The 22,656-nt window shown below is 74.7% G+C and carries 20 protein-coding genes and 1 pseudogene; 7 read left to right on the top strand and 14 right to left on the bottom strand.

What is annotated here, in order from left to right:
• Positions 1-5: 5 nt before the first annotated feature.
• Positions 6-1,292: an NAD(P)-binding domain-containing protein gene (locus tag OG553_RS19880; RefSeq protein WP_405980274.1), complete on the bottom strand. Its 1,287-nt coding sequence runs from the start codon at positions 1,290-1,292 to the stop codon at positions 6-8.
• 245 nt (positions 1,293-1,537) lie between these two features.
• Positions 1,538-2,857, bottom strand: a complete 1,320-nt coding sequence (locus OG553_RS19875) for an ATP-grasp domain-containing protein (RefSeq protein WP_405980273.1) — start codon at positions 2,855-2,857, stop codon at positions 1,538-1,540.
• A 294-nt stretch (positions 2,858-3,151) separates the two neighbouring features.
• Between OG553_RS19875 and OG553_RS19870 the strand changes: the two genes are divergently transcribed.
• Positions 3,152-4,831, top strand: coding sequence for a glycosyl hydrolase (locus tag OG553_RS19870; RefSeq protein WP_405980272.1), 1,680 nt, complete (start codon positions 3,152-3,154; stop codon positions 4,829-4,831).
• 11 nt (positions 4,832-4,842) lie between these two features.
• Here OG553_RS19870 and OG553_RS19865 read toward each other — a convergent pair whose 3' ends face one another.
• The 9 genes and pseudogenes from OG553_RS19865 to OG553_RS19825 form a co-directional block, all read right to left on the bottom strand.
• Complete coding sequence (locus OG553_RS19865) at positions 4,843-5,985, bottom strand: GNAT family N-acetyltransferase (protein ID WP_405980271.1); 1,143 nt, start codon at positions 5,983-5,985, stop codon at positions 4,843-4,845.
• A complete protein-coding gene (locus tag OG553_RS19860; protein ID WP_405980270.1) occupies positions 5,982-6,671 on the bottom strand; it encodes a lipopolysaccharide biosynthesis protein in 690 nt (229 codons plus the stop codon). Before OG553_RS19860 ends, OG553_RS19865 begins: the two co-directional genes overlap by 4 nt.
• 524 nt (positions 6,672-7,195) lie before the next feature.
• Positions 7,196-8,332, bottom strand: a pseudogene (locus OG553_RS19855) (glycosyltransferase); the annotation flags it as partial.
• A 23-nt stretch (positions 8,333-8,355) separates the two neighbouring features.
• Positions 8,356-9,132, bottom strand: a complete 777-nt coding sequence (locus OG553_RS19850) for a polysaccharide deacetylase family protein (RefSeq protein WP_405980269.1) — start codon at positions 9,130-9,132, stop codon at positions 8,356-8,358.
• The gene (locus OG553_RS19845) at positions 9,122-11,218 is read right to left on the bottom strand and encodes a lipid II flippase MurJ (RefSeq protein ID WP_405980268.1); all 2,097 of its coding nucleotides are present in this window, start codon (positions 11,216-11,218) and stop codon (positions 9,122-9,124) included. The genes OG553_RS19850 and OG553_RS19845 overlap by 11 nt, the downstream gene beginning before the upstream one ends.
• 299 nt (positions 11,219-11,517) lie before the next feature.
• A complete protein-coding gene (locus OG553_RS19840; protein WP_405980267.1) occupies positions 11,518-12,942 on the bottom strand; it encodes an O-antigen ligase family protein in 1,425 nt (474 codons plus the stop codon).
• A gap of 2 nt (positions 12,943-12,944) precedes the next feature.
• On the bottom strand, positions 12,945-14,468 hold the full coding sequence (locus OG553_RS19835; protein WP_405980266.1) for a sugar transferase: 1,524 nt from the start codon (positions 14,466-14,468) through the stop codon (positions 12,945-12,947).
• Complete coding sequence (locus tag OG553_RS19830; protein WP_405980265.1) at positions 14,465-15,661, bottom strand: glycosyltransferase family 4 protein; 1,197 nt, start codon at positions 15,659-15,661, stop codon at positions 14,465-14,467. Before OG553_RS19830 ends, OG553_RS19835 begins: the two co-directional genes overlap by 4 nt.
• 19 nt (positions 15,662-15,680) lie before the next feature.
• The gene (locus OG553_RS19825) at positions 15,681-16,856 is read right to left on the bottom strand and encodes a DUF3344 domain-containing protein (RefSeq protein WP_405980264.1); all 1,176 of its coding nucleotides are present in this window, start codon (positions 16,854-16,856) and stop codon (positions 15,681-15,683) included.
• Between the two features lie 102 nt (positions 16,857-16,958).
• Between OG553_RS19825 and OG553_RS19820 the strand changes: the two genes are divergently transcribed.
• From OG553_RS19820 to OG553_RS19800, 5 genes are all read left to right on the top strand, one after another.
• Complete coding sequence (locus tag OG553_RS19820) at positions 16,959-17,207, top strand: chaplin (protein WP_385764164.1); 249 nt, start codon at positions 16,959-16,961, stop codon at positions 17,205-17,207.
• A gap of 118 nt (positions 17,208-17,325) precedes the next feature.
• The gene (locus OG553_RS19815) at positions 17,326-17,736 is read left to right on the top strand and encodes a rodlin (RefSeq protein ID WP_405980263.1); all 411 of its coding nucleotides are present in this window, start codon (positions 17,326-17,328) and stop codon (positions 17,734-17,736) included.
• Positions 17,737-17,996: 260 nt separating this feature from the next.
• Positions 17,997-18,230, top strand: a complete 234-nt coding sequence (locus OG553_RS19810; RefSeq protein ID WP_125603606.1) for a chaplin — start codon at positions 17,997-17,999, stop codon at positions 18,228-18,230.
• Positions 18,231-18,354: 124 nt separating this feature from the next.
• A complete protein-coding gene (locus OG553_RS19805) occupies positions 18,355-19,653 on the top strand; it encodes a chaplin (RefSeq protein WP_405980262.1) in 1,299 nt (432 codons plus the stop codon).
• Positions 19,654-19,830: 177 nt separating this feature from the next.
• Positions 19,831-20,172, top strand: coding sequence for a hypothetical protein (locus OG553_RS19800; RefSeq protein ID WP_405980261.1), 342 nt, complete (start codon positions 19,831-19,833; stop codon positions 20,170-20,172).
• A 78-nt stretch (positions 20,173-20,250) separates the two neighbouring features.
• Here OG553_RS19800 and OG553_RS19795 read toward each other — a convergent pair whose 3' ends face one another.
• Both OG553_RS19795 and OG553_RS19790 read right to left on the bottom strand, forming a co-directional pair.
• Positions 20,251-20,493 carry a chaplin gene (locus tag OG553_RS19795; protein WP_362471829.1) on the bottom strand — a complete coding sequence of 81 codons (243 nt, stop codon included), beginning with the start codon at positions 20,491-20,493 and terminating at the stop codon, positions 20,251-20,253.
• Between the two features lie 166 nt (positions 20,494-20,659).
• Positions 20,660-21,181 (bottom strand): hypothetical protein, encoded by a 522-nt coding sequence (locus tag OG553_RS19790; protein ID WP_405980260.1) that lies wholly within the window; start codon positions 21,179-21,181, stop codon positions 20,660-20,662.
• Positions 21,182-21,461: 280 nt separating this feature from the next.
• Between OG553_RS19790 and OG553_RS19785 the strand changes: the two genes are divergently transcribed.
• Entirely contained in the window at positions 21,462-21,863 is a 402-nt protein-coding gene (locus tag OG553_RS19785; RefSeq protein WP_125821413.1) for a rodlin, read from the top strand.
• A 114-nt stretch (positions 21,864-21,977) separates the two neighbouring features.
• On the opposite strand, the gene OG553_RS19780 is transcribed toward OG553_RS19785, so the two are convergent.
• Complete coding sequence (locus OG553_RS19780) at positions 21,978-22,616, bottom strand: vitamin K epoxide reductase family protein (protein ID WP_405980259.1); 639 nt, start codon at positions 22,614-22,616, stop codon at positions 21,978-21,980.
• Positions 22,617-22,656: the final 40 nt, after the last annotated feature.

Raw genomic sequence — 22,656 nt, 5'->3', positions numbered from 1 at the left:
GGATCTCAGCGTAGATACGTCTCCGGTCGCCCGGCGGCGGCCCGGACCGGCCGGGCAGCGCCGGAGGAGCCCGGCAGCGGACCCCGGGCGCCGAGGCGCTTGCGGACTCCCTTCACCAGTCTCCCCGCCGTGAACCCCGCGCCGTGCACGAATCGCATGGAAGGTCCGAATGAGGGAGCCGTCAGCAGCCCCGCGAAGAACAGCCCCGGCCAGGAGGACTCGAAGCCCGCGCTCAGCTCCGGCGTGCCGCTGTCGCCCACGGTGGCCAGCGCGTCCCGCAGCCGCGCGTCGAGCAGCTCCAGCCGGTCCAGCCGCGGGGCGAACCCGGTCGCCGCGATGACGTGCGCGGTGTCCAGTACGACGGACTCCCCCGCCGAGGTGGTCAGCCCGAGCCGGGTACGGCCGCCCACCGCCACCGCCCGGTTCAGCCGGTGTCCCATCAGCGCGGGCACCCGCCCCTCGAAGCGGTCCCGCAGCCACCACGCCCCGGCGGGCCCCAGCGCCGTGGCGGCGATCCGCTCGCGCGTCGGCGCGGGCAGCCGGCGCACCGCCCACGGCAGCTCCGACCACACCCAGCTGCGCCAGCCGGTGCCGAGCCCGCTGTGCGGCTCGCGCAGGGCCCGGACCGGCGGCCGTACCAGCGGCTGCGGGACGGTGTTCCAGTTCAGCCGGGACCGCCGGGCCACCAGCGACGGCCGGGCGCCCGCCTCGGCGAGCAGCGCGGCCGTCTCCAGGGCGGCCTGCCCGGCACCCAGGACGGCGACCTCCTGCCCGGCGAAGCGGGACAGGTCGCGGTGGCCGCTGCTGTGCGAGTAGTGGCCCGGGGGCAGCTCGCGCAGCGCCTCCGGGTACTGCGTGAAGGGCATCACCCCGACGGCCAGCGCCACCGTACGGGCGAGCAGCGGCGGCCCCTCCGCGGTGCGGACGAGGAACCCGTCGCCCTGCGGGGTGACCTCGGTGACGGTGGCCTCCTCCACCTCGGGCAGGCCCGCGTGCCGGGCGAACCAGAGCCCGTACGCGCTGAAGGTGCCGATGGGCAGGGGGCTGCCGTGCTCGGCGGCCAGGCCCCGGGTGGCGCAGTAGTCGGCCAGGGTGTAGCGGCCGCCGGGCGCGGAGAGGTTGGAGGACCAGGGCTCCGACTTCAGGTACATGCCCTCGGGCATGTGGTCCCGCCAGGACGCCATGGGCCGGCCCAGCACCCGTACCCCGAGCCCGGCCGCCGCCGCGTGCGCGGCGATCGACAGCCCGTACGGGCCGGCGCCGATCACCACGAGATCGTCCGTCCGCCTCACGGCCACTCCTTCCACCAGATCGCCACCGAGTCACCAAGCCGTCAGGGCGCCGGGTCACCAGGACACCGGGCCACCGGAACACCGCGGTACGGCACGCCACCGCGTCACCGCACCGCCGGAACGAGACGCCGCGTCACCTGTCACGGCGTCACCCCCCCCCCACCCCCTCACCGCCTCAGCGCGCCACCGCCGCGCCACATCGCACCGGCCCACCCCGCGTCACCGGCCCACCGCACGTCACCGTCTCACCGGCTCACCAGCTCGTCCGGCTCCGCCGAAGCCCCCGGCGGGGCCTGGCCCGCAGCCGGTCCCGGGGGCTGGGACCGCGGCCACGACCGTTCGCCGCCGCGCTGGCGCGGCGCCCGCACCGCGCGGACCGTACGCCGCCCCTGCGCGGGGACGCCCCGCAGGGCGCGGGCCCCCTTGCCGAAGCCGCGCCGGAGGAGCGCGCCGAGCATCGCCAGGAACGGCCACAGGTCGTCGAGGGCGAACCAGGCCGTCTCCACCCGTCCCCGCTCCCCGCGCGGCAGCACCCGCACCGGGCCGGGCCGCGCCTCGCTGCCGCGTCGCCCGGACCCGGCCCCCGCCGGACCCGCCGGACCCTGGGCCTGAGCGGGCACGGCCGCGGCCCGGCGGGGCAGCGCGCGGCCGCGTACGGCGGCCAGCAGCGCGTAGTTCTCCGCCACGAAGACCCTCCCGGGCCCGCCCGTCGGCGTCGGCACCCGTTGGCCCGTCAGGTCCAGGTACACGGCCTGCACCACGTCGAGCCCCGAGTCGTCGGCGAACAGCCTGAACTGGGCGCCCGGACGCGGGTTGAAGTCCACCAGCCGGAACGTGCCGCACTCGTCTCGGCGGAAGTCGAGGTCCAGGATCCCCTGGTAGCCGAGCCGCTGCGCGAGCCGCAGCGCCGACTCCTCCACCGCCGGGTCCGGCAGCCAGCGCCCCACCGCCGTCAGCCCGGTCCGCACCGGCCAGGACAGCTCCTTGCGGCCCGAGCCGGCCAGCAGCGGCCGCCCGCCGCGCGCGAAGGCCCCGTGGAAGAACCAGTCGGTGTCCGGCCCCGCGGGCAGGAACCGCTGGAGCAGCAGCCGGCTCCCGGCTTCGGCGGAGCGCTCGTACAACCGGCGTGCGTCGGCGGCCGTGTTGACGAGCGTGGTGCTCCGCAGCCCGGTGCCGGCCGGCAGCAGCCACGGCCGGCTCCACTTCGCCACCACCGGCAGCCCGAGCCGCCACGCGGCCCGCGCCGCCTCGGCGCCGCTCGCCGGGACCACGGTCTCCGGGTGCGGGACGCCCCAGCGGGCGCACAGCCGCGAAAGCTCCGCCTTGTCCGCCACCCGGGCGGGCAGGTCGTCGGGCTGATGGGGGATCCGGAAACGGTCCGTCAGCATCGGTGCGACCCGGGACACGGCGATCGCGCTCATGTCGTCCATGGCCACGAGCACCGCCGGCCGCCCGATCCGCTCCGACACCCCGACCAGGCACTCCAGCAGCGCCTCGGGCGCCTCCGGGTCCAACCCGCCCTCCGGGCCGGCGTGCACGGCGCGCAGATAGCGCGAACGCCCCACGGGACCTCCCCCGGCTTCGACGACGGCATGGACCTCCACGCCCTTGCGCCCCAGGGATCTGACGGCGCCGAGGGTTCCGTGGTGGAACGGATTCCGATCGAGTCTGAGCAGAACAGCGGGCACACGGCCGTCGAACGCGTTCATGGGAACGGTGTCTTTCACCTAGTCGGACCAAGCGGAGAGGATGCGCACCTGCGAATGGCCTACCCAGCGGCCACCGGACAGGCCATTCGTCAGATCTGATGTCTAACGTCTTTTGCAAGCACACCGGTTCGCGAATGCTCGGGAGACGCCATGCCCAGACCACGCCACCGCCTGGTGAGCACCTGCGTCGGTACGGTCACGGCCGGGCTGCTCGCCACCGGCGCCGCGCTCGCGGCCCCGGACGAAGAGGCCCCGAAGGGCTCCGACACCGCCATGGGCGCCTACCTCGGCTACGGGCCGCCCGGGGTCGCCCGCATCCCCTACCTGTCGCACTGGCTCGGCGGCAGGGAGATCCGGGTCGGGCACACCTATCTCCCCGGCGACCAGTGGCCGGGCATCGAGGGCGACGTCACCTTCCTCGCGGACTGGGCCGAGTGGCGCCGGGCCCGGGACGACCGGATGTTCGTCCTCAACGTGCCGATGCAGGCCCGCAACGAGGACCGGGTGCCCGACTGGCAGGTGGTCCAGCTGATCCGGGCCGGCGCGGAGGGCCAGTACGACCGGCACTTCCGCAAGCTCGCCGAGCGGCTGGTGGCCCTGGGCGTCCCGGACACCGTGATCGTGCTCGGCTGGGAGATGAACGGCACCACGTACACCCACCGCTGCGGGCCCGACCCGGAGCACTGGAAGGCGTACTGGAAGCGCATCGTCACCACGATGCGCTCCGTGCCGGGGCAGCGGTTCAAGTTCGACTTCGCCCCCAACCGGGGGACGGACGCGATCGGCTGGACCAAGTGCTACCCCGGCGACGACGTGGTCGACGTCATCGGCATGGACTCGTACGACCAGGGTCCGGGCCGGACCTTCGAGGAGCACGTCAGCCAGCCGTACGGGCTCCAGCAGCACGTCGACTTCGCGAAGGCACACGGCAAGCAGATCTCGTACCCGGAGTGGGGGCTGTTCCGGAACGGGGACAACGCGGAGTACGTGCGGCAGATGCTGAAGTGGATCGAGCAGCACAAGCCGCTCTACCACACCATCACCGACTACTGCCCGCACGGCGTGTGGCGGTGCAAGCAGAACCCGCAGTCGGCGAAGGTCTTCCGCGAGGCGATGGGCGAGCACAAGCCGGCCGAGCCGACCCCGAACGTCCCCACGCCGCCGGTCGTCCCGACGCCGCCCGTGGTCCCGACGCCCCCGGTGGTCCCCAAGCCGGACCTCCCGACGCCCCAGGTCCCGACCCCGCAGTTCCCGACCCCGGCCGTCCCCAAGCCGGGCCTCCCCAAGCCCGAGGTGCCCAAGCCGGACGTCCCCAAGCCCGACGTGCCCAAGCCGGACGTGCCCAAGCCGGACGTGCCCAAGCCCGACGTGCCCAGGCCGGAGGCCCCCAAGCCCGACGTGCCCGCCCCGCAGACCCCGGCCCCCGAGGCCTCCGTGCCGCCGGTCGGGCCCGCGCCGGTCGACCCGGCTCCGGCGCCCGTCGAGCCCACCCCGGCCCTCCCGGAACCGGAGCCGGTGCCCGTCACCCCGTCGCCGGAGGTCACGGTCCCGCCCCCGCTCCCGCCCGAGCCGTCCCCGGAGCCCTCCCCCGAGGTCCCGGTTCCCGCACCTCCGGTGCTGTCCCCGAGCCCCCTCGCGCCCAGGCCCCAGCCGACAGCGCCGACCCCGACGCCGACCGTGCCCAAGCCCGAGCCGAAGCCCCAGCCCAACAACAGCAGGCAGTGGTGCCTGCCGCTCGACTTCGGCGAGTGGCTGAACGGATTCTTCGGCAACCAGTCCGTCTGCTTCCGCTTCGACTGGGGCAAGGACTCCGGCTTCTGGCCCTTCTAGACGGAGACGGGTCATCGCACCCGCAGTTCGTTCAGCCGCGCCCGCCAGTCGCGGGCGGCCGGCACCGCCTCGCGCAGCGCGTCCACCGCCCGCTCGCGCCCCGTGATCTGCGACTCGTACAGCCGCAGCAGGGGCGCGAGCGACTGGGTGGCCAGCAGCAGGCGCTGGTTGACCACCGTCTCGGGCCGCCAGTGGTTCTTGTACGGCTCGTTGCCGCGCAGGAAGCTCACCACCGGCCGGCCCTCCTCCAGGGCCCGGCCCGCCTCGTAGCGCAGCAGCAGCGTTGCGACGTCCACCTTCCGCTCGCGCAGGTCCGGGTCGGCCCCGTACAGGTAGCCGCCGCTCAGCGCGGCCGACAGCAGCGTCACGTTGGACGCCACCACCTTGCCGTCCAGCCGGAACTCGGTCAGCCGGCCCTCCCCCGCCCGCACCATCCGCCGGGTGGCCCGGGTCAGGTGCTCGGCGAAGCGGGGCCGCAGGTGCTCCGGGGTCACCCCGCGGCCCCGCCACTGCTTCTCGTGGAGCCGCAGCAGCGTGCGTACGGCCTGCGGCACCTCCCGCTCGGTGACCTCGTGCTCCTCGATCCCGGCGGCGTCGGTCTTGCGCAGCTTGGCCCGCACGCGCTGCGCGCCGGAGGCGGGCATCCGCTTGACGAGCTGGTCGAAGGGGAGCGCGGGCAGCTCCATGCAGGTGGAGTCGGCGGCCTTGGCGCCGACCCCGGGCCACGCCTCGTACAGTGCCTCCGCGGCCGCCCCTGGGCGCACCTCGCGCAGGTCGACGACGGCGGCGCGGGCGGCCCGGTGCAGCCCGTGGGCAAGGGCGGGGACGACCTGGCCGGCGTACTCGGCGGCGACGAGCACGTCGAAGTAGTCGGTGATCGGCCCGCCGAGCGGCACCAGCCGCGGCAGCGGCCGGTGTACGAGCATCAGCGCGGCCGCGCCGACCAGTTCCTCCCCGCGCCGCACGAGCAGGACCCGGAGCCGGCCGTCCTTCCCGTACGACAGCCACCAGGAGTGCAGCCAGGCGTGGCTCTGGAAGGGGGTGGCGGTGGGGCAGTTCCGGACGAGCCGGTTCCAGGACTCCTCCAGCGCGGCGAACTGCCGGGGGTCTCGGCACAGCGTCACCGTCAGGGCCCCGGTGGAGCCCTGCGTCATCGCACGGACTCCTTCTCCTTGGTCTCGGTGTGCTCGCCCTGGGCGGGCAGCGAGGCGTACTCCTCCACCGCCGGGCGGCCCGTCCCCTGCTCCTTGCGGCGGGCCGGGCGGGCCAGCAGCCACAGCCCGCCGAGGAGGCCGCCGGCGCACAGTCCGACGGCTCCGCTGATGGCGGCGGACGGGGAGGCGGGGTCGCTGGGCGCGACGGCCTGGTTGAACAGCAGCAGCTGCACGCCGGTGTTCTTCGCGGCCTGGTTGCTGCTCAGGGAGAGGGCGTCGGCGACGGCGTTGGCGATGTCGGCGGCTTCGGAGGGGCTCTTGGAGGTGCCGGTGATGGCGATCATCGGGGAGTCGGGGGAGGTCTCGGCGCGGACCTGGGTGCGCAGCCGCTGGGCGCTGATGCCGGCGCGGGGCTGGGCGTAGGCGAGGGTGGAGCTGCTGGTGGCGATGCGGCCGTAGGCCTGGGCGAAGCCGAGGGCGGTGGCCGGTTCGGTGGTCTCGTTCGGTACGGCGACCACGTAGCTGGTGGCGGCGTACTCGGGGGCCTTGAGCACCCCGTACGCGCCGCCCGCGGCCAGGCCGAGGAGGGCGCAGGCGGGCAGCGGCCACCAGGCGGGCGGCGGCAGGAGCCGGCGCTTGCGCCCGGAGCGGTGGTCGGACTTCTTCTGGTCGGGGGTGTCGGCCATGTGCGGTGCCTTCCTGGGTGGAGGGGGGTTGGTGCGGTCCCGGCCGTTCCCCTGGCCGGGGGTGGAGCGAAGGGGGTTCAGCCGTCCCCGCCGGGTTCGGCGAGGGCCGGCCCCACCTGGGGGCACCTCCCAGCGGGGGCTGGGGGAGTCCGGGGTCCGGGGTCCGCGGCGGGTGCGGCGGGTGCGGCGGGTGCGGCTCCGCGGTCGTGCGGCCCGCCGGCGGGCCCGGGCACGGGCACGGCGGGTGCCGGACCCTGCGGGGGCGCCGCGGGCAGCGGCCCCGGCACGGACGGCCCGACGGGAACGACCCCGGCCGGAGCGACCGCGTCCCGGCTGTCCGCCGTGTCGAGGACGGGCACGGCGGGGCCGGATCCGGTCGGCGCGCCCGGGCCGGCCGCCGGGCCGGGCACGGGCAGGGGCAGGTCGGTCGCGGAGCCCTGCGGGCACGCCGCAGCCGCCGGCCCCGGCACGGCCGCACCGGCCCCCGGCACGGGCACCGGTGCCGGCCCCTCCCCCGGCGCGGCCAGCGCGAGGGCGTACACGTCCAGGAGTTGCGCGGCGGTGCGGGCGATGTCGTACCGGCGCACCACCGGGGGCGGCGGGAGCCTGCGCGCGCCCGCCTCCATGTGCCCGCGCAGCGCGGCGACCAGTTCCTCCGTGCCGGTGCCGATCCGGCGGGCCCCCGGGGCCTCGGCGGCGGGGAGGTCGTCGATGGCGGGGCAGGTGACGTGCAGCACGGGCAGCCCGGCGGCCAGTGCCTCGACGACGGCGAGCCCGAACGCCTCCTCCCGCGACGGGGAGACGAAGACGTCCATGGCGGCCAGCAGGGCGGGGATCCCGGGGGTGCGCCCGTCGAGGCTGTCGCCGAGCGGGTCGCGCTCACCGAGCAGGTGGATGCGGCTCTGGGCGCCCAGTTCGGCGGCGAGCGTCCGCAGCGCGGCCCGTTCGGGGCCGTCCCCGGCCAGCAGCAGGTGTGCGCCCGGGAGTGCCGCGACGGCCCTCACGAGTACGTCGAACCGCTTGCCCGGCACCAGGCGTCCCACCCCGCCCACCACGAAGGCGCGTTCGGGCAGCCCGGTCCGGCTCCGGGCGGCGCGGCGCACGCCCCCGTCGAAGCGGAAGCGGGCGGACTCGATCCCGTTCGGGACCACGTGCACCCGGGCGGCGGGCACGCCCCACCCCTCCAGCCGGGCGGCGACGGTGCCGGAGACGGCGACGGTGGCCGCCCCGAGCCGTTCGCTCGCCAGGTAGAGGGCGCGTACCCCGCCGGTGAGCGGGCGGCCTTCGATCTCGCCCTCGCCGAGGGAGTGTTCGGTGGCCACGGTGACCGGGACGCCGGCGAGGCGGGCGGCGAGGCGCCCGTACACGCAGGCCCGGTAGAGGTGGGTGTGGACGAGGTCGTAGCGGCCGCGCCGGATGAAGCGGACCAGCTTCGGCAGCGCGCCGAGGTCGCGGTTGCCGCGCATGCCCAGGTGCACGACCCGGACCCCGTCGGCGCGCAGCCCGTCGGCGACCGGGCCGGGGTTGGTCAGCGTCAGAACGTCGCAGGTCATCGGCATGTGCCGGAGCAGCAGCCGCAGTTGCTGTTCGGCGCCGCCGACGCCGAGCCCGGTGATGACGTGCAGGGCCCTGAGGTCCTTGACGTCCTTGGGGTCCTTCAGCTCCTTCACGCCCTTGTCGTCCTTCACCGCAGCACCTTCCTGCGCAGCTCCCGCACCTGGTGCCGCAGCTGCTTGACGCGCAGCCGGGCGGGGCCGTCGGCCTGGCTGACGTGGGTGCGGGGCAGGGCGTGGCGGCCGGCGAGGCGGCCGGGGGAGATCGCGCAGGCGTAGTCGTACCCGGCGGTGCGACAGGCTTCGACGACCCGGGCGTCGAGGTGGCCGTACGGGTAGCAGAAGCCCTCGGGGAGGGTGCCGGTCAGCTCGCGGATGAGCTCGCGGCTGCCGCGCAGCTCCTGCTGGAGGACGTCGTCGGGGGCGGCGGTGAGGTCCTGGTGGAGCAGCCCGTGGGAGCCGATCTCCTGTCCGGCCGCGGCGACTTCGCGGATCTGCTCGGCGGTGAGCAGGGGCTTGCGCGGGCCCAGCGGGTCCCAGACGTTGTCGACGCCGAGCCGGCCGGGCAGGACGAACAGGGTGGCCGTGCAGTCGTGGCGGCGCAGCAGGGGCAGGGCTCGGGTCAGGAAGTCGGTGTAGCCGTCGTCGAAGGTGAGCCCGACGAGTCCGCGGCCGCGGCCGGCGGCGCGGGCCCGCAGCAGTTCGCCGACTCCGACGCCGCGCAGCCCGCGGGAGCGCAGCCACAGCAGCTGGGCCTCCAGGGCGGCCGGGGTGACGGTGATCCCGTACGGGTCCTCGGCGGGGTCGGTGAACTCGGCGACCGAGTGGTACATCAGGACCCACGGGGACGTGCTCCGGCGGGCGGGGCCCGTCACGGCGGCGGGGGCCGTGTCGGTGTCAGCGGACATTGCGGAACCTCTGGGTGAGCTGGGTGATCCGGTTCGCGGTGTGCGAGCCGAGCTGGGCGATCTGGCCGGGCAGGGCGGTGATCTCCAGTGCCCGTATGGCCATTCCGGTGGCTCCGAACATGGCGGGGACGAGCAGGCAGCCGAGGGCGGCGCTGAGGAGCGGGTCGGCGATCATCGGGCCGGCGAGCCAGCCGGTGCCGCAGGCGGCGGCGGCCGCGACGGCGAGCCGGCCGATGCTGACGGCGACGCGGCGGACCTGGATGGCGATGATGCGGGAGCCGAGTCCGGTGAGGAGCATGGCGGCGGCGGTGGAGATGCCGGCGGCGTTGGCGGCGGCGATGCCGTAGGTGCCCCACCAGCCGACGGCGAGGGCTCCGGCGACGATGTTGACGAGGAGTCCGGCGCCCATCGCGAGCGCCGGGAACCAGGTGGGCCGGGCGGTCGAGAAGAAGGGCCGGGAGAGTGCGCCGACGAGGCAGTGGCCGAGGAGGCCGAGGCCGTAGACCCGCATCGCGGAGGCGGTGGCGAGGGTGTCCTGGTGGGTGAAGGCGCCGCGTTCGAAGAGGACCTGGATGATCTGCGGGGCGTAGCCGATGACGAGGGCCGTTCCCATGAGGACGGCGAGGGAGGCCAGTGCCAGGTCCTGCTCCACGCGCCGGCGGGCCTTCTCGCGTTCCCCGCCGGCCATGGCCTGGGCGACGACGGGGAAGGTGACGGTGCAGATCATCAGGGAGAGCACCATCGGCATCTGCGCGACCTTCTGCGCGTAGTTGAGGTGCGAGATGGCGCCGGGCGGGAGGGATGCGGCGAGGAAGCGTTCGACGAGTACCTGTGACTGGCGGAAGACCGCGAAGAAGATGACGGGGGCGATGACCCCGAAGGCGATGAGGGTGGGCCGGTCCCGGTCGCGCTGGTTGCGCGGGGCGCCCTTGGCGCGGCTGGGGGCGAAGCCGACGTTGCGGATGAAGGCGGGGAGCTGGACGAGGACCATCAGCAGCCCGCCGACGGCGACTCCGGCGGCGGCGGCGCGGACTCCCCACAGGGTGTGGAGGGCGACCATGGTGCCGATGATGCCGACGTTGTAGGAGACGTAGATCGCGGCGGGCGGCAGGAACGAGCGGTGGGCGCGCAGGGCCGCGCTGAAGTAGCCGGCGATGCCGAAGGTGATGACGGTGAGGGCGGTCATCCGGGTGCACTGGACGGCGAGTTCCGGGTCGGGCAGGCCGGGTGCGAGGACGCCGACGACGAGTGGTGCGGCGACGATGAGCACGGAGGCCACGGCGGCGAGGAACACGGCGAGCCGGGGCAGGGTGGCGCCGACGAGGAGGCGTACGGGGTCGGCGGCGCGGGCCTCGCGGCGGGTGAGGCCGGCCCGGCTGGCGGCGCGGCGGGCGAGGGCGTGGCTGAAGGCGGGGACCATCAGCAGGGCCATGGCGTCCTCGATGAGGAGCGTCGAGGCCATCTCGGGGACGGTCCAGGAGATGAGGAAGGCGTCGCTGTCGTGCCCGGCGCCGAAGAGGTGCGCGATGGTCTGGTCGCGTACGAGACCGAACACGGCCCCGGCGGCGGTCAGTCCGGCGGTGACGGCGGCGGCCTTGGCGAGGAACCGGCCGAGCGGTGCGGCCCCGCTGCCGCCGGTGTCACCGGTTCCGGGTCCGCCCGGGCCGTTCCGCTCGCCCTGCGGCCCCCGCCCCCGCCCCTGCGCCTGCCGCGCGGGGACCCGTCCGGCGGCCGGCGGGCCCAGGACGCCCCGCCGGGGTGCCGCGGCCGCCGGGGCGTCCGCGGCGCCTGCCGTGCCGGGCCGGCCGTCGGGCGCGGCGGTCGCGGCGTCGGCGCCCGCCGGGGTGGCGCGGCGGCCCGCGACGGCGTAGCCGGGCCGCGCGTCCGCGCGCACGTCGGCCCGCGCCTCGGCCCGCGCGTCGTGCAGTACGCCGTCGCGCACCGCGTCGCGCACCACCTCCCGTGCTCCGTCCCGTACCGCGTCCCGTGCCCCGTCCCATACCGCGTCGCGCACTCCGTCGCGTACCGCGTCCCGTGCTCCGTCCCGTACCGCGTCCCGCACGTCCGACCCCCACGGCTCAGCCATCGTCCGGCCACCTCCCGCCCCTGCCCGTCCCGTGTCCGGCCCGCCGGTCGGGCGGCCGCGCCCGTCCGGCGCGCCCTGGTCGCCCGGGGTCGCGCCCCGGCCCGGGCCGTCGGAGCCCGGAACCCGGGCGGGTCCGCCCGCCGGGGTTCCGGGATCCGGCGCGCCCGGGCCGGGGGCCGCGTCCGGGACGGTGCGGCCGCGGCCGGCCGGTGGTACGGCCGGGGCGGTACCCGCGGAGCCCGCGGCCGCGGCGACTTCGGTCGCCGCGGCCGCGGGCCGCCGCCAGGGAGTCGTGTCGGTCACCGGCCGGCCGGCCCCTCGGCGGCCAGCGGGCCGCGCCCCGGCACGGAGCCGCTGCCGGTGCCGAATCCGGTGGAGGGCAGGGCCCACCACGCCGCGAGCCCGATGATCACGCCGGTCAGCACGGTGGACGGCCCGCCGATGTCCGCGTACAGGAAGTCGGTCAGCTGCCACACGAACAGCCCGGTCGCGATCAGCCCGCAGTCCCGGACGGCCCGGTCGGTCCCCGTCACGCACCGCCGCAGCCCCGCGACCAGCAGTGCGGCCCAGCCGCCCGCCAGCGCGAGCAGGCCGATGAGGCCCTGCTCGCTGAGGATGAGGAGGTACATGTTGTGCGGGGACAGCAGCGGCTGCTTGATGAAGGCCTGTCCGGCGCCGGCGGTGTCGCTGCCGGAGGACAGTCCCAGCGAGGAGTGGCCGTCGCGGTGCGCGGGGAAGCCCTTGAGGCCCACGCCCACCGCGGGGCGCTCGCGCCACATGGACTCGGCGGCGGCCCACATCGTGTAGCGGTCCGTGACGGACTGGTCGGGGGCGCTGGAGACCTGGGTGATCGAGGTGAGCCGCTCGGCGACCATCTCGGAGCCGACCCCGAGCCCGCCGACGAGGACGACGCCCAGCGCGGCCAGTGCGACGAGCACGCGCAGGGCCCGCCGGATCCCGGCGAGGAACATCACCAGCACGGCCGCGCCGAGGGTGGCGATCCAGGCACCGCGGCTGAAGGACAGCACCAGCGGCAGCACAAGGGCGAGGGCGCAGGCCCCGGCGGTCCGGCGGACCCGCCTGGGCAGTCCGGGCGCGAGAGCCGCGGCGGTGGCGACGACGAGCCCGTACGCGACGACGGTGGCCATGCCCATCACGTCGCCGGGGCCGAAGGTGCCCACGGCGCGGACGTTGGCGCCCTGGTAGGAGGCGCCGGTCCGGGTGGCGTACTGCACGACCCCCACCGCGCCCTGGACCAGGGCGAGTACGACGAAGCACCCGGCGGCGATCCGGAACTCGCGGGCGTCGCGCACCAGCAGCACCACGGCCGCCGGGACGAGCACGAAGACCTGGAGGTAGCGCACGAACCCGGGCAGGGCGGCGTACGGGTCGCCGGCGGTCATCGTGGACACGGCGAGCCCGACGCCGGGGGCACCGAGGACGAGCACTCCGAGCGGGCTCAGGGTCCGCACCCGGCCGCGCAGGGCCTGGATCCCGCAGACGAGGGCGAGGAGCAGCGAGGCGGCGTCGGCGGGGCCGACCTTGCCGGAGGCGGTCGCGTCGCCGGCGGGGAGCGGGGCGAGGAGGAACAGGACGGTCGCGGCGAGGGGCAGCAGCGGCCAGTGGCGGCGCAGCGGGCCGGTGTCGAAGCCGCGCACGGGAGCCGGCGCGGCGGGCGGTGCGGTCGGCGGCGCGGAGGGCGGTGCGGATGCGGCGAGGCTCATGCTCAGCTCCCTCCCAGCCGGAAGCGGAAGAAGGAGGCGGCGGTGCGGGCCAGGATCCACAGGTCCTGCCAGAGCGACCAGGTGTCGATGTAGTGGTTGTCGAAGCGGGCCCGGTCCTCGATGGAGGTGTCGCCGCGCAGTCCGTTGATCTGGGCGAGGCCGGTGATGCCGACGGGCATCCGGTGGCGGGCCTCGTAGCCGGGGTGGACGGTGCTGAACTTGGCTACGAAGAAGGGGCGTTCGGGGCGCGGGCCGACCAGGCTCATGTCACCCCGTACGACGTTCCACAGCTGGGGCAGTTCGTCCAGGGAGGACTTGCGCAGGAAGGAGCCGACGGGGCTCATGCGGCGGTCGCCGGCGACGGTCCAGCGGGTGGCGGACTCGTGCTCGTCGGCGCGCAGGGTGCGGAACTTCAGCAGGGTGAAGGGCCGTCCGTACAGGCCGACCCTCTCCTGACGGAAGATCACCCCGGGTCCGTCGGAGAGCCGGACCGCGAGGGCGCAGACGCCCATGACGGGGGCGGCGGCGAGGAGCGCGAGGGCGGCGAGGCAGGAGTCGATGGCCCGCTTCGCGGCGCGTTCCAGCGGCCGGGAGGGGCGCGGGAGCAGCGGCTGGACGGCGTATCCCCAGAGCTGGTCGGCGGGCTGCGCGACGCGCATGCCGGTGACCTTGGCGGTTCCGGCGGGGTCGGCGAGCCACAGCCGGCAGCCGTGGTCGTGGAAGAGCCTGACCAGGGAGGCGGTGCGTTCGTCGGCCTCGGGGGGACAGGTGAAGACGGCGTGCCGGACGGAGTTCTGGATGACGGCGCGGCGTACGTCCTCGTGGGTGGCGAGGACGGGGAGCTGGCCGGGGTCCCCGTCGGCGGGGGCCGCGGTGTCGGCGATGCCGACGGGGCGCAGTCCGTACTCGGGGCGGCCGTGGAGGGCGGCGGCGACGGCGCCGGTGCCCTCGCCGGGGCCGACCACGAGCGCCGAGACGGGGCGTCGTACGGCGGCGCGGCGGCGGAGCTGGTTGACGAACCCGCGTCCCGCGCAGGCGAGTACGACCTGGAGGCCGATGGCGCCGAGGAGCGCGCTCCAGCCGAGGGCGCGGTGGGGTGCGGCGGCGAGCAGGGCGGCGGCCCCGGCCCAGAGCACGGCGGCGCGTCCGGCCAGGGCGGGGAGTTCGCGCAGTGCGGAGGGGGCGAGGCGGGGCCGGTAGAGGCCGGCCTGTGCGTGGACGGCGGTGAGGAGCGCGGCGGCGGGCAGGACGGCTTCGGGGGGCAGGGTGCCGGCGGGCAGGGTGGTCGCGGTGACGGCGGCGGCGATCGCGTCGACGGTCAGCAGCGCGGTGACGCCTTCGCGGCGGCGGGTCCGCTGCGGCCGTACGGCGGCGCGGGCCCGGTCGGCGCGGGGTCCGCGCGGGGGGTGGATGGCGGTCACGGCACGGCGGGGTTCGGCGGGAGCCGCGGGGGCGAAGGCGCTGCCGCCGGCGTGCCCCGTGCCGCCCTGCCCGGTGTGCCGGGCGGGTGCGCTGTCCATCGTCATCGGCTGATGCGCTCCTGGTTCAAGGGCCGGGGCCTGCCCAGCAGTTCGTGGTACAGGCCGGTGACCGCGTCCGTGGTCCGCCGCACGTCGAACTCGGTCCGGGCGTGTTGCTGGGCCTGCTCCCCGAGTTCGGTGAGCAGCCGCGGTTCGGCGAGCAGCCGTCCCAGGGCCTTGGCCAGCGCCGTCGGGTCCTCCGGCGGTACCAGGCAGAGCCGTCCCTGGCCGGACGGCAGGCTCTCCCGTGCACCGCTGACGTCGGAGACCAGGACCGGGCGGCCGCAGGCCATGGCTTCGAGCGGGGCGAGCGCCATGCCTTCCCACCGCGACGGCAGTACAACGAGATCGGCGGCGCGAAGCCACGGTCGGATGTCGGCGGCGGCGCCGGCGAAGTGGACGCCGGGGGGTGCGGTGCGGCGCAGCCGTTCGGCGTCGGGGCCGTCGCCGACGAGGGCGAGGCGGGCGCCGGGGACCGTGCCGAGGACCTCCGGCCAGGCGCGCAGCAGGACGTCCTGGCCCTTCTGGGGGCAGAGCCGGCCGACGCAGACGGCGAGCGGTCCGCCGTCGGGCAGCCGGAGCGAGGCGCGGGCTTCGGCGCGGCCGCCGTCGCGCCGGCCGCGGGCGGGGGCGAAGCGGGTGAGGTCGACGCCGTTGCGGATCACGGCCCAGCGGGCGGTGATCCCTTCGGCCTCGCCGGCCCGGCGTTCGGCCTCGCTGACGCAGAGCACCCGGTCGGCCCAGCGGGCGCCGATGCGTTCCCAGCGGAGCGCGAGGGCGGCGGTGGTGCCGCTGACGGCGTCGAAGGACCAGGCGTGGGGCTGGAACACGGTCGGCAGGGAGCCGCGTACGGCGAGTCGTCCGGCGAGTCCGGCCTTGGCGCTGTGGGCGTGCAGCAGGTCGGGGCGCAGGCGCTGGACCAGCCGGGCGGCTCCGAGGACTTCGGCGGGCAGCCCGGGTCCGGGGGAGCGTCCGGCTCGCCAGGTGTGCACCTCGGCGCCGGCGTCGCGGGCGGCGTCGGCGAGCTGTCCGCCGCGCGGGCAGCCGACGAGTACGCGCAGTCCGGCGGCGGTCTGCGCCCGTGCGAGGTCGGTGACGACGCGGGCGACGCCTCCGTCTACGGGCTGGACGAGGTGGAGGACGGTGGCGGGGGAACCGGAACCGGCCGGTGACGGGTCCGGCGAGGGGTGTTCTGGCACGTGGAGTGGTCTCCTGCGTTCAGCGGCGCGCGTCTGTCTGAACGAAGAGCACACCGAGGAATTGACCTTGGCTTTCGCCCGCGAACTTGAAGCTGAGGCTGCGGGCGCCACCGGACAGGGCGGGACTCAGGTCGAACACGTCCGCGTCATATCCGAGATTATTCATATGTTCGGGCTGTCGCACGAACGAGGGACGTCCGAATTCCGTGATCGTGGAATTCATAACATCATTAAAAGGATTTTCTGCATCGCTGACGTTGACCCGCCGGCCACTGTCGGCGGTCACGGTCAGTGAGTCACCGAGGGTCCCCCGGTCGCCGTCGTACGCGACCACCCCGGCCTTCCCGGCGGCACCGGGCGCCACGTCCAGGCCGGCGACCTCCACCGTCTCCCCCGCGGCCTCGCCGGCGCCGGCGGCCAGCGACTCGAAGCCGTCCCACACCGAGACCCTGCGCAGCGGCTCCTGCGGGTGCTCGTACGCGACGACCAGCGTCCAGCCGCCCCAGGCGCCCGCCTCCGAGTGGCCCATGGCCACGTTGAGCTGGGCCACGGTCCACATCCCCGCCCCGCCCTTGCGGACCATCGGGGTGACGTCGGCCGAGGCCTGGTAGGCGTCGCTGCCCTGGTCGGTGTGGTGCCCGATCACGGTGTCGGCCAGCACCGCCCTGTACGCGCCCCCGGGCTCGGCGACCAGCACCCGGCCGTTGTCCTCCGGCGGCTTCTGCTCCCCCACCCGCAGGTTCCCGCCCCAGTACAGCCGGGCGTACGAGACCTTCGCGCCCTGCGGGACCTTGAGCTCGGCCCGGGTGGAGTTGTAGGTGTCCGGGTCCTTGTCGACCTCGTCGTAGAACATCTCGAAGTCTCCGTTGACCCCCGCCGCGCCCTTCTTGACCTCGGCGCACGGCTCGGCCCGGTCGTTCTCCTCGCGGCGGCAGCTGATGGCGGAGTTGGAGGCCCGTACCAGCCCGCCGTGCTGCACGGCCTGGTAACGCTGGGTGAAGGGCACCCGGGGCAATTCGCGGGGCCCGGCGGGCACCGCGGCGCCCGCCTGGGGGACGTGCGCGGAAAGCGTGAGGCAGGACAGCAGGCCGAGTGTGCCGAGGATTCTGCGGGAGGAACCCATGACCCTGTCTCCATTTTCGATCAAGGGGACAAAACAGGAGTGAACTTTGTCAGAAATCGGGCTGGAAATCACGTCGGACTCGCTCGTACGGCCTTTTGGGCGATAGCACGCACCCTCTCCGTGGGCGGGTCGTTATGCGCTGCACCACCGTTCGAACCGAAAGGAAATACGGAGATGAAGAAGAGGCTGATGCGCGGCAGCACCGTGGCGGTCGCGGGCGCGGCGATGCTGATGGGCGGCGCGGGCCTCGCCTCCGCGCACGGCGGGGCCTCGGCGGACGGCGTCGCCGCCGGCTCCCCCGGTGTGGCGAGCGGCAACGTGGTCCAGGTCCCCGTCGACGTCCCGGTGAACGTCTGCGGCCTCACCGTCAACGTGATCGCGCTGCTGAACCCGGCGTTCGGCAACACCTGCGTGAACGCCTGAACGTCAACCGCGCCGCGCGAAACGGCGGCATCCGGGTGAAGCCACGCAACCCGAGCCGGGCCGCGGGCGTTGATCCGGATGCTCCAGCACCGGGCAATCCTGCAAAAAAGGGACGATAATGATCAAGAAGTTCGCGGCCGGCGCAGCGGTTGCCGCCACCACCCTGGGCCTCGGCGCCGCCATGGCCCCGCAGGCGATGGCCGTCGGGAACGACAACGGCATCAACACCGTCAACGGCAACAACTCGGCGCAGATCTACGGCAACCAGGCCACCTACGGCAACATGAGCCCCCAGATGGCGCTCATCCAGGGCTCCTTCAACAAGCCCTGCATCGCCCTCCCGGCCAAGGTCAACGCGCAGTCGATCCTCGCGCTCATCAACGTCGGCGTCCAGGACATCCCGGTCCTGTCCAGCCCGCAGAACCAGCAGTGCACCGAGAACTCCACCCAGGCCAAGGGTGACGAGGCCCTGTCGCACATCCTGGACAACATCCCGATCCTCTCCGGCAACGTCTCCGCCGGCAGCTGATCACGCAACGCCCCGAGCGAGGCCGTCGCACCCCCGGGTCGCGGCGGCCTCGCCGCGTGCCGGGCCAGCGTAATTCCGGCTCCCTCCAGCGTCCTTCCGGCGTCCTCAATTATCGGTTCGAATTCACGGCCCGACCGCCCTCCCGGGGCATCGGAGTGAATTGGGCAGAAGCCCCCGGAAATTCGCGGTTTCTTTTCCCGGACCCACTCGTTGTTGTTTTTGCAGCGGATACACCTCTGCGGGAAGGATTGGAAAAGAAAATGAAGCACAAGAAGGCAGTGGTGCTGGCCGCCGGCGCGATGATGGCCGCCGGTGTCGCCTCCCCGGCCATGGCCGACGCGGGCGCCAGCGGGGTCGCCAAGGACTCCCCCGGCGTCCTCTCCGGCAACCTCGTGCAGGTTCCCGTGCACATCCCGGTGAACGTCTGCGGCAACACCGCCCAGCTGGTCGGTCTGCTGAACCCGGCCTTCGGCAACACCTGCGTCAACGCCTGACGAAGCCCTCGGCCCGTGAGGGCGGGGCAGACCTCCTCGGGGTGGCCTCGGAGTGCACGGCGGTGCACTCCGAGGCCACCTTCGATTCAGAACCGGCCGTGCGCCGGTGGACAGGGAAGGACCCATGCGACAGGTACTGAGCCGACAGGTACTGGGCAAGGGGGTGCTCACCGCTGCGGCCGCATCGAGCCTGCTGTCGATCGCGACCGGCGCGGCGTACGCGCATCCCGGGGCGATGGCCGAGGCCTCGCATTCACCGGGTGTGCTGTCCGGCAACAGCGTCTCCGTACCGATCACGGTCACACCGAACCTGTGCGGCAACAGCGTGGACGGGGGTGCCGCCCTCAACCCCGCGATGGGGAACACCTGCGTCAACTCCACCGGATCCCACGCGGGCGACGACGGCGGCCGCGACTACGAGCGCTACCTGAGCCCCGAACACCGCGCGGCCTTCGAGCGCTACCTCGACGAGCAGCAGAGCGGCCGGCACGCACTGCCCCGCCAGCGCCACGAGGAGGAGCGCGGGTACGAGGAACCCCGCGCGCACGCCCCCAAGCACGCCGCGCCGCGCCCCCAGGCGCCCCGGCACGAGCCCCCCGCGCCGCCCCGCCACCACCAGGACGGCGGCGACGAGGGCGGCTACGGCGGCGGCGAGCACGGGGAGGAGTGCGACGACCACCCGGCGCAGCCCCCGCACGCGGAGCACCCGGCGCCGCACCCGGCCCCGCCCGCACCCGCACCGCAGCACCCGAAGCCCAAGCCGGAGCCGCGGCCCGCCCCGCCCGCCCCCAAGCCCCAGCCGAAGCCCGGCCCCGTGGCGGAGCACCCGGCGCCCTCCCCCGCCCCGACCCCGACCCCGGCGCCCGCCCCGGCGCCCGCTCCGGCCCCCGCACCGCAGCCCGCACCCCAGCCCGCACCGGCCCCGGCTCCCCCGCCGCAGCCCCCGCAGGCCGAGACCCCGGCGCCGCAGCCGGAGGAGCAGCCCCACACCCTCCCGGCCCCCGTCCCGGCTCCGCTCCCGGCCCCCGCCCCCGCGCCGCAGCCCGAGGCGCAGCCGGCCCCGGCCCCCGCCCCGGCGGCGCCCGCCGCGGAGGTTCCGGCGCCGCGGCCGCCGCACGGCAGCCAGCCGGAGCGGCCCGAGCCCGCGCCGCTCCCCGTCCCCGAGGTCGTCCGCCCGGCGGACCAGCCCCCGGCGGCCCCCGCCGGTGACCTCCCGGTGCACCTGCCCCCGGCGCCCGCTCCCGCTCCCGCCCCGGCCCCTGCTCCCGAGGCCGCCCCGCCGGCCCCCGTACCGGCTCCGGCCCGGGTGGCCGCGCCCGAGCTGGCGGCCACCGGAGCCGGCGAGGCCTCGGCCATGGCGGCCCTCGCCTCGGCCCTGATCCTCGGCGGCGCGATTCTGTACCGCAGGTCCCGTATCGACTGACCGGGAATACCGGTAATCAGAAGAAATACCGGCCGGAGAATCCCCCTGGGATTCTCCGGCCGCTGCCGTGCGCCCGGCCCGGCGTTTCCGTATCCGCCGGTAATCGTTACCCAGGTCGAAAGCGGCGAGACGGTCGCCGCCGCACCTCTGTCCACGAATAGAAGAGGATTTTCGATAATGAAGCTCTCCAAGGCCGCCGCTGTCGTCGCCGGCTCCGTCGCCGCGCTCGGAGCGGCGACCCCCGCCTTCGCGGCGGAGGCGTCCGCCGTCCCGATGAGCCTGTCGGCCGGATGGAACACGACGCTCAGCGCCGTCGAGCCGGTCGTCGCCTCGGCCCCCGAGACCCTGGGCATGGCCCTCGCCGAGCAGGGCGACACCGTCAACAAGGTCGTCGGCACCGCCCAGGGCGTCAACAAGCTCCGCAACAACGCCCCCGGCGAGGTGCTGGGCCTGGCGAACGGGGCGACCAAGGCCTCCCCGCTGCTCGGCGGCGTCCAGCTCAACGGCGGCCAGCACTGAGCAGCCCCGGGAACGACTGTGGGCGCCCCCGGCGATGCCGGAGGCGCCCACAGTCGTGTGGTGCTGACGGTACGTGCGTCAGTCGTTGATGCAGACGTTGCCGAACGCGGGGTTCAGCGCGCCGATGATGCTCACGGAGTTGCCGCAGACGTTGACCGGAACGTGGACGGGGACCTGGACCAGGTTGCCCGAGAGGACACCGGGGGAGCCCACGGCCGCGCCCTCGGCCGAGGAGTCGGCGGAGGCGGCGCCGGCGGCACCGGCGACGGCGAGACCAGCGGAGGCCAGGGCCACAGCGGCCTTCTTGGCAGCAGTGTTCATGGGAAGTGCACCTTCTCTTCGATGTCCTGCCCCGATCCGGGGCTCACACGAAGCGAAACGGTCCAGCTTCCCGGACGACACGGCCGCGGGCCGAAGAAGACCCGAACCAGACCTGTTCAGCCCAATAGTCGTAACCATGCCGCCGGTCCGGCCTCCGCCGCCCCGCCTAACTGCGGATGGGGATGTCGGGCAGGTCCGGGATGTCGGGCAGCTCGGGGATCACCCCGGTGTCCGGCAGCGCGGGGGCCGCCGGGGTGGCGGGGAGCGCCGGGGTGGCCGGGACGGCCGGGAGAGCCGGAAGGGCCGGAAGCGCCGGGGTCGCCGGGAGGTTGACCGCCGGGAGGCCGAGCCCGTCCGGCAGCTTGATCTCGGGCAGCTTGATCTCCGGGAGCTTGATCTCGGGCAGCTTCACCCCGCCCAGCAGGCCCGTGAGGGAGCCCAGCAGGTCTCCCAGGGTCTTGGTCAGGCTCGCGAGGAGGTCGTCGATCGGGCCGGCGGCGACCTGGTCGGGGACGGCCTGCTTGACCTCCTCGATCCGTTCGATCCGCTCCTGCACGACGGCCGCACGCTCTTCGACGGCCGCTGCGGCGTCGCCGGCGGCCATCGCGGGGGCGGCCGCGCCGGACAGTATGACGACGGCGATGGCCGACGGGACGAGGACGCGGAGGCGGGACGGCTTCGTGCGCATGGGGTTTCCTTACGGTGGTCGCGAAAACGGACGGGAACAATCCGCTTCCTCACCCACCGTGCGCACCCCCTCTACGGAGCGCAACACGATCTTGACCGGCGGGGCCGGGCCCTGGGGCTGCGTACGGGCTTCGCGCAGGCGTCCGCAGCCGCCTCACCCGCACCGGGGAAATCCACGCACCGGACGGGCCGATCGAGTGAAGGAGCGGAACCAACCCCCTGGAGGGCCTGTTGATCAGGGCGCTCCACAAGCGGGCACTCGTGCGACAGAAGGATCAATGATGCTCAAGAAGATCATGGCCGCCGCCGCGGTCACCGCCGCCGCCGTCGGCGCGGGCGCCGCTCCCGCCATGGCCATCGGCAACGACAACGGGATCAACACGGTCAACGGCAACGGTGCCCAGCAGATCTACGGCAACCAGAAGACGACCGGCGACATGAGCCCGCAGCTGGGCCTGGTCCAGGGCACCCTCAACAAGCCCTGCATCGGCCTGCCCGCCAAGGTCAACGCCCAGTCGCTCATCGCCGCGCTCAACATCGGCGTCCAGGACATCAACGTCCTGTCCAACCCGCAGAACCAGCAGTGCACCGAGAACTCCACCCAGGCCAAGGGCGACGAGCCGCTCTCCCACATCCTGAGCAACATCCCGGTCCTCTCCGGCAACGGCTCCATCGGCAGCTGACCCCCCGAGCTCGGCCCCTTGCGTGGAGCGAGTGACGCGGTGACGAAGTGACGAGGGCCCCGGCGGCGTCCAGCCGCCGGGGCCCTCGTTCGCGTGGGGCCCGCTCCGCCCGGGTCAGCCCGTCCAGAAGTCCCACCAGCGGGTCAGGACCAGCATCCCGATCACCCCGAGGTGCAGGGCGGGCGGCGCCCAGGCGAAGTCGGTGAACAGGGCCCGCAGCGGACCGGGCGCGGGCAGGTCGCCGGTGCGGACGTTGCGGGCGGTGACCGCCCAGAACATCAGCAGGGTCGCCACCCACGCCAAACAGCACCACAGGCACAGGGCGTTGATCTCGTACAGCGACTGCACCATCAGCCAGGCGCAGAAACCGGTGCCGAAGAGCGTCCCGGCGTTCAGTCCCAGCCAGAACCAGCCCCGGTGGCGGGCGCCGGCCAGCAGGCCCGCGCCGACGCAGACGACCACGGCGTAACCGACCAGCCCGAGCATCGGGTTGGGGAAGCCGAAGGCGGACGCCTGCTCGCTCTGCATGACGCTGCCGCAGGACACCACGGGGTTGAGACTGCACGCGGGCTTGAAGTCCGGGTCCTCCAACAGGAGGAACTTGTCCAGGGTGATCACCCAGGAGGCCAGCAGCCCGGCCGCCCCGGTGACCACCAGCAGCCAGGCCAGCCCCCGGGAGGCGCCCGGTTCGCCCTCGGGGCGGATGCGGGGGCGGCCCTGCTGGCGGGGGACGCCCACTGTGTTCGTTGCCATACCGCCCATGCTCCCGCGCAACATGACGGACCGGCGCGAA

Origin of the sequence: Streptomyces sp. NBC_00158, from assembly GCF_045160885.1 — a bacterium.
Lineage (GTDB): Bacteria > Actinomycetota > Actinomycetes > Streptomycetales > Streptomycetaceae > Streptomyces.
This window is presented reverse-complemented; position numbering and strand designations above follow the sequence as displayed.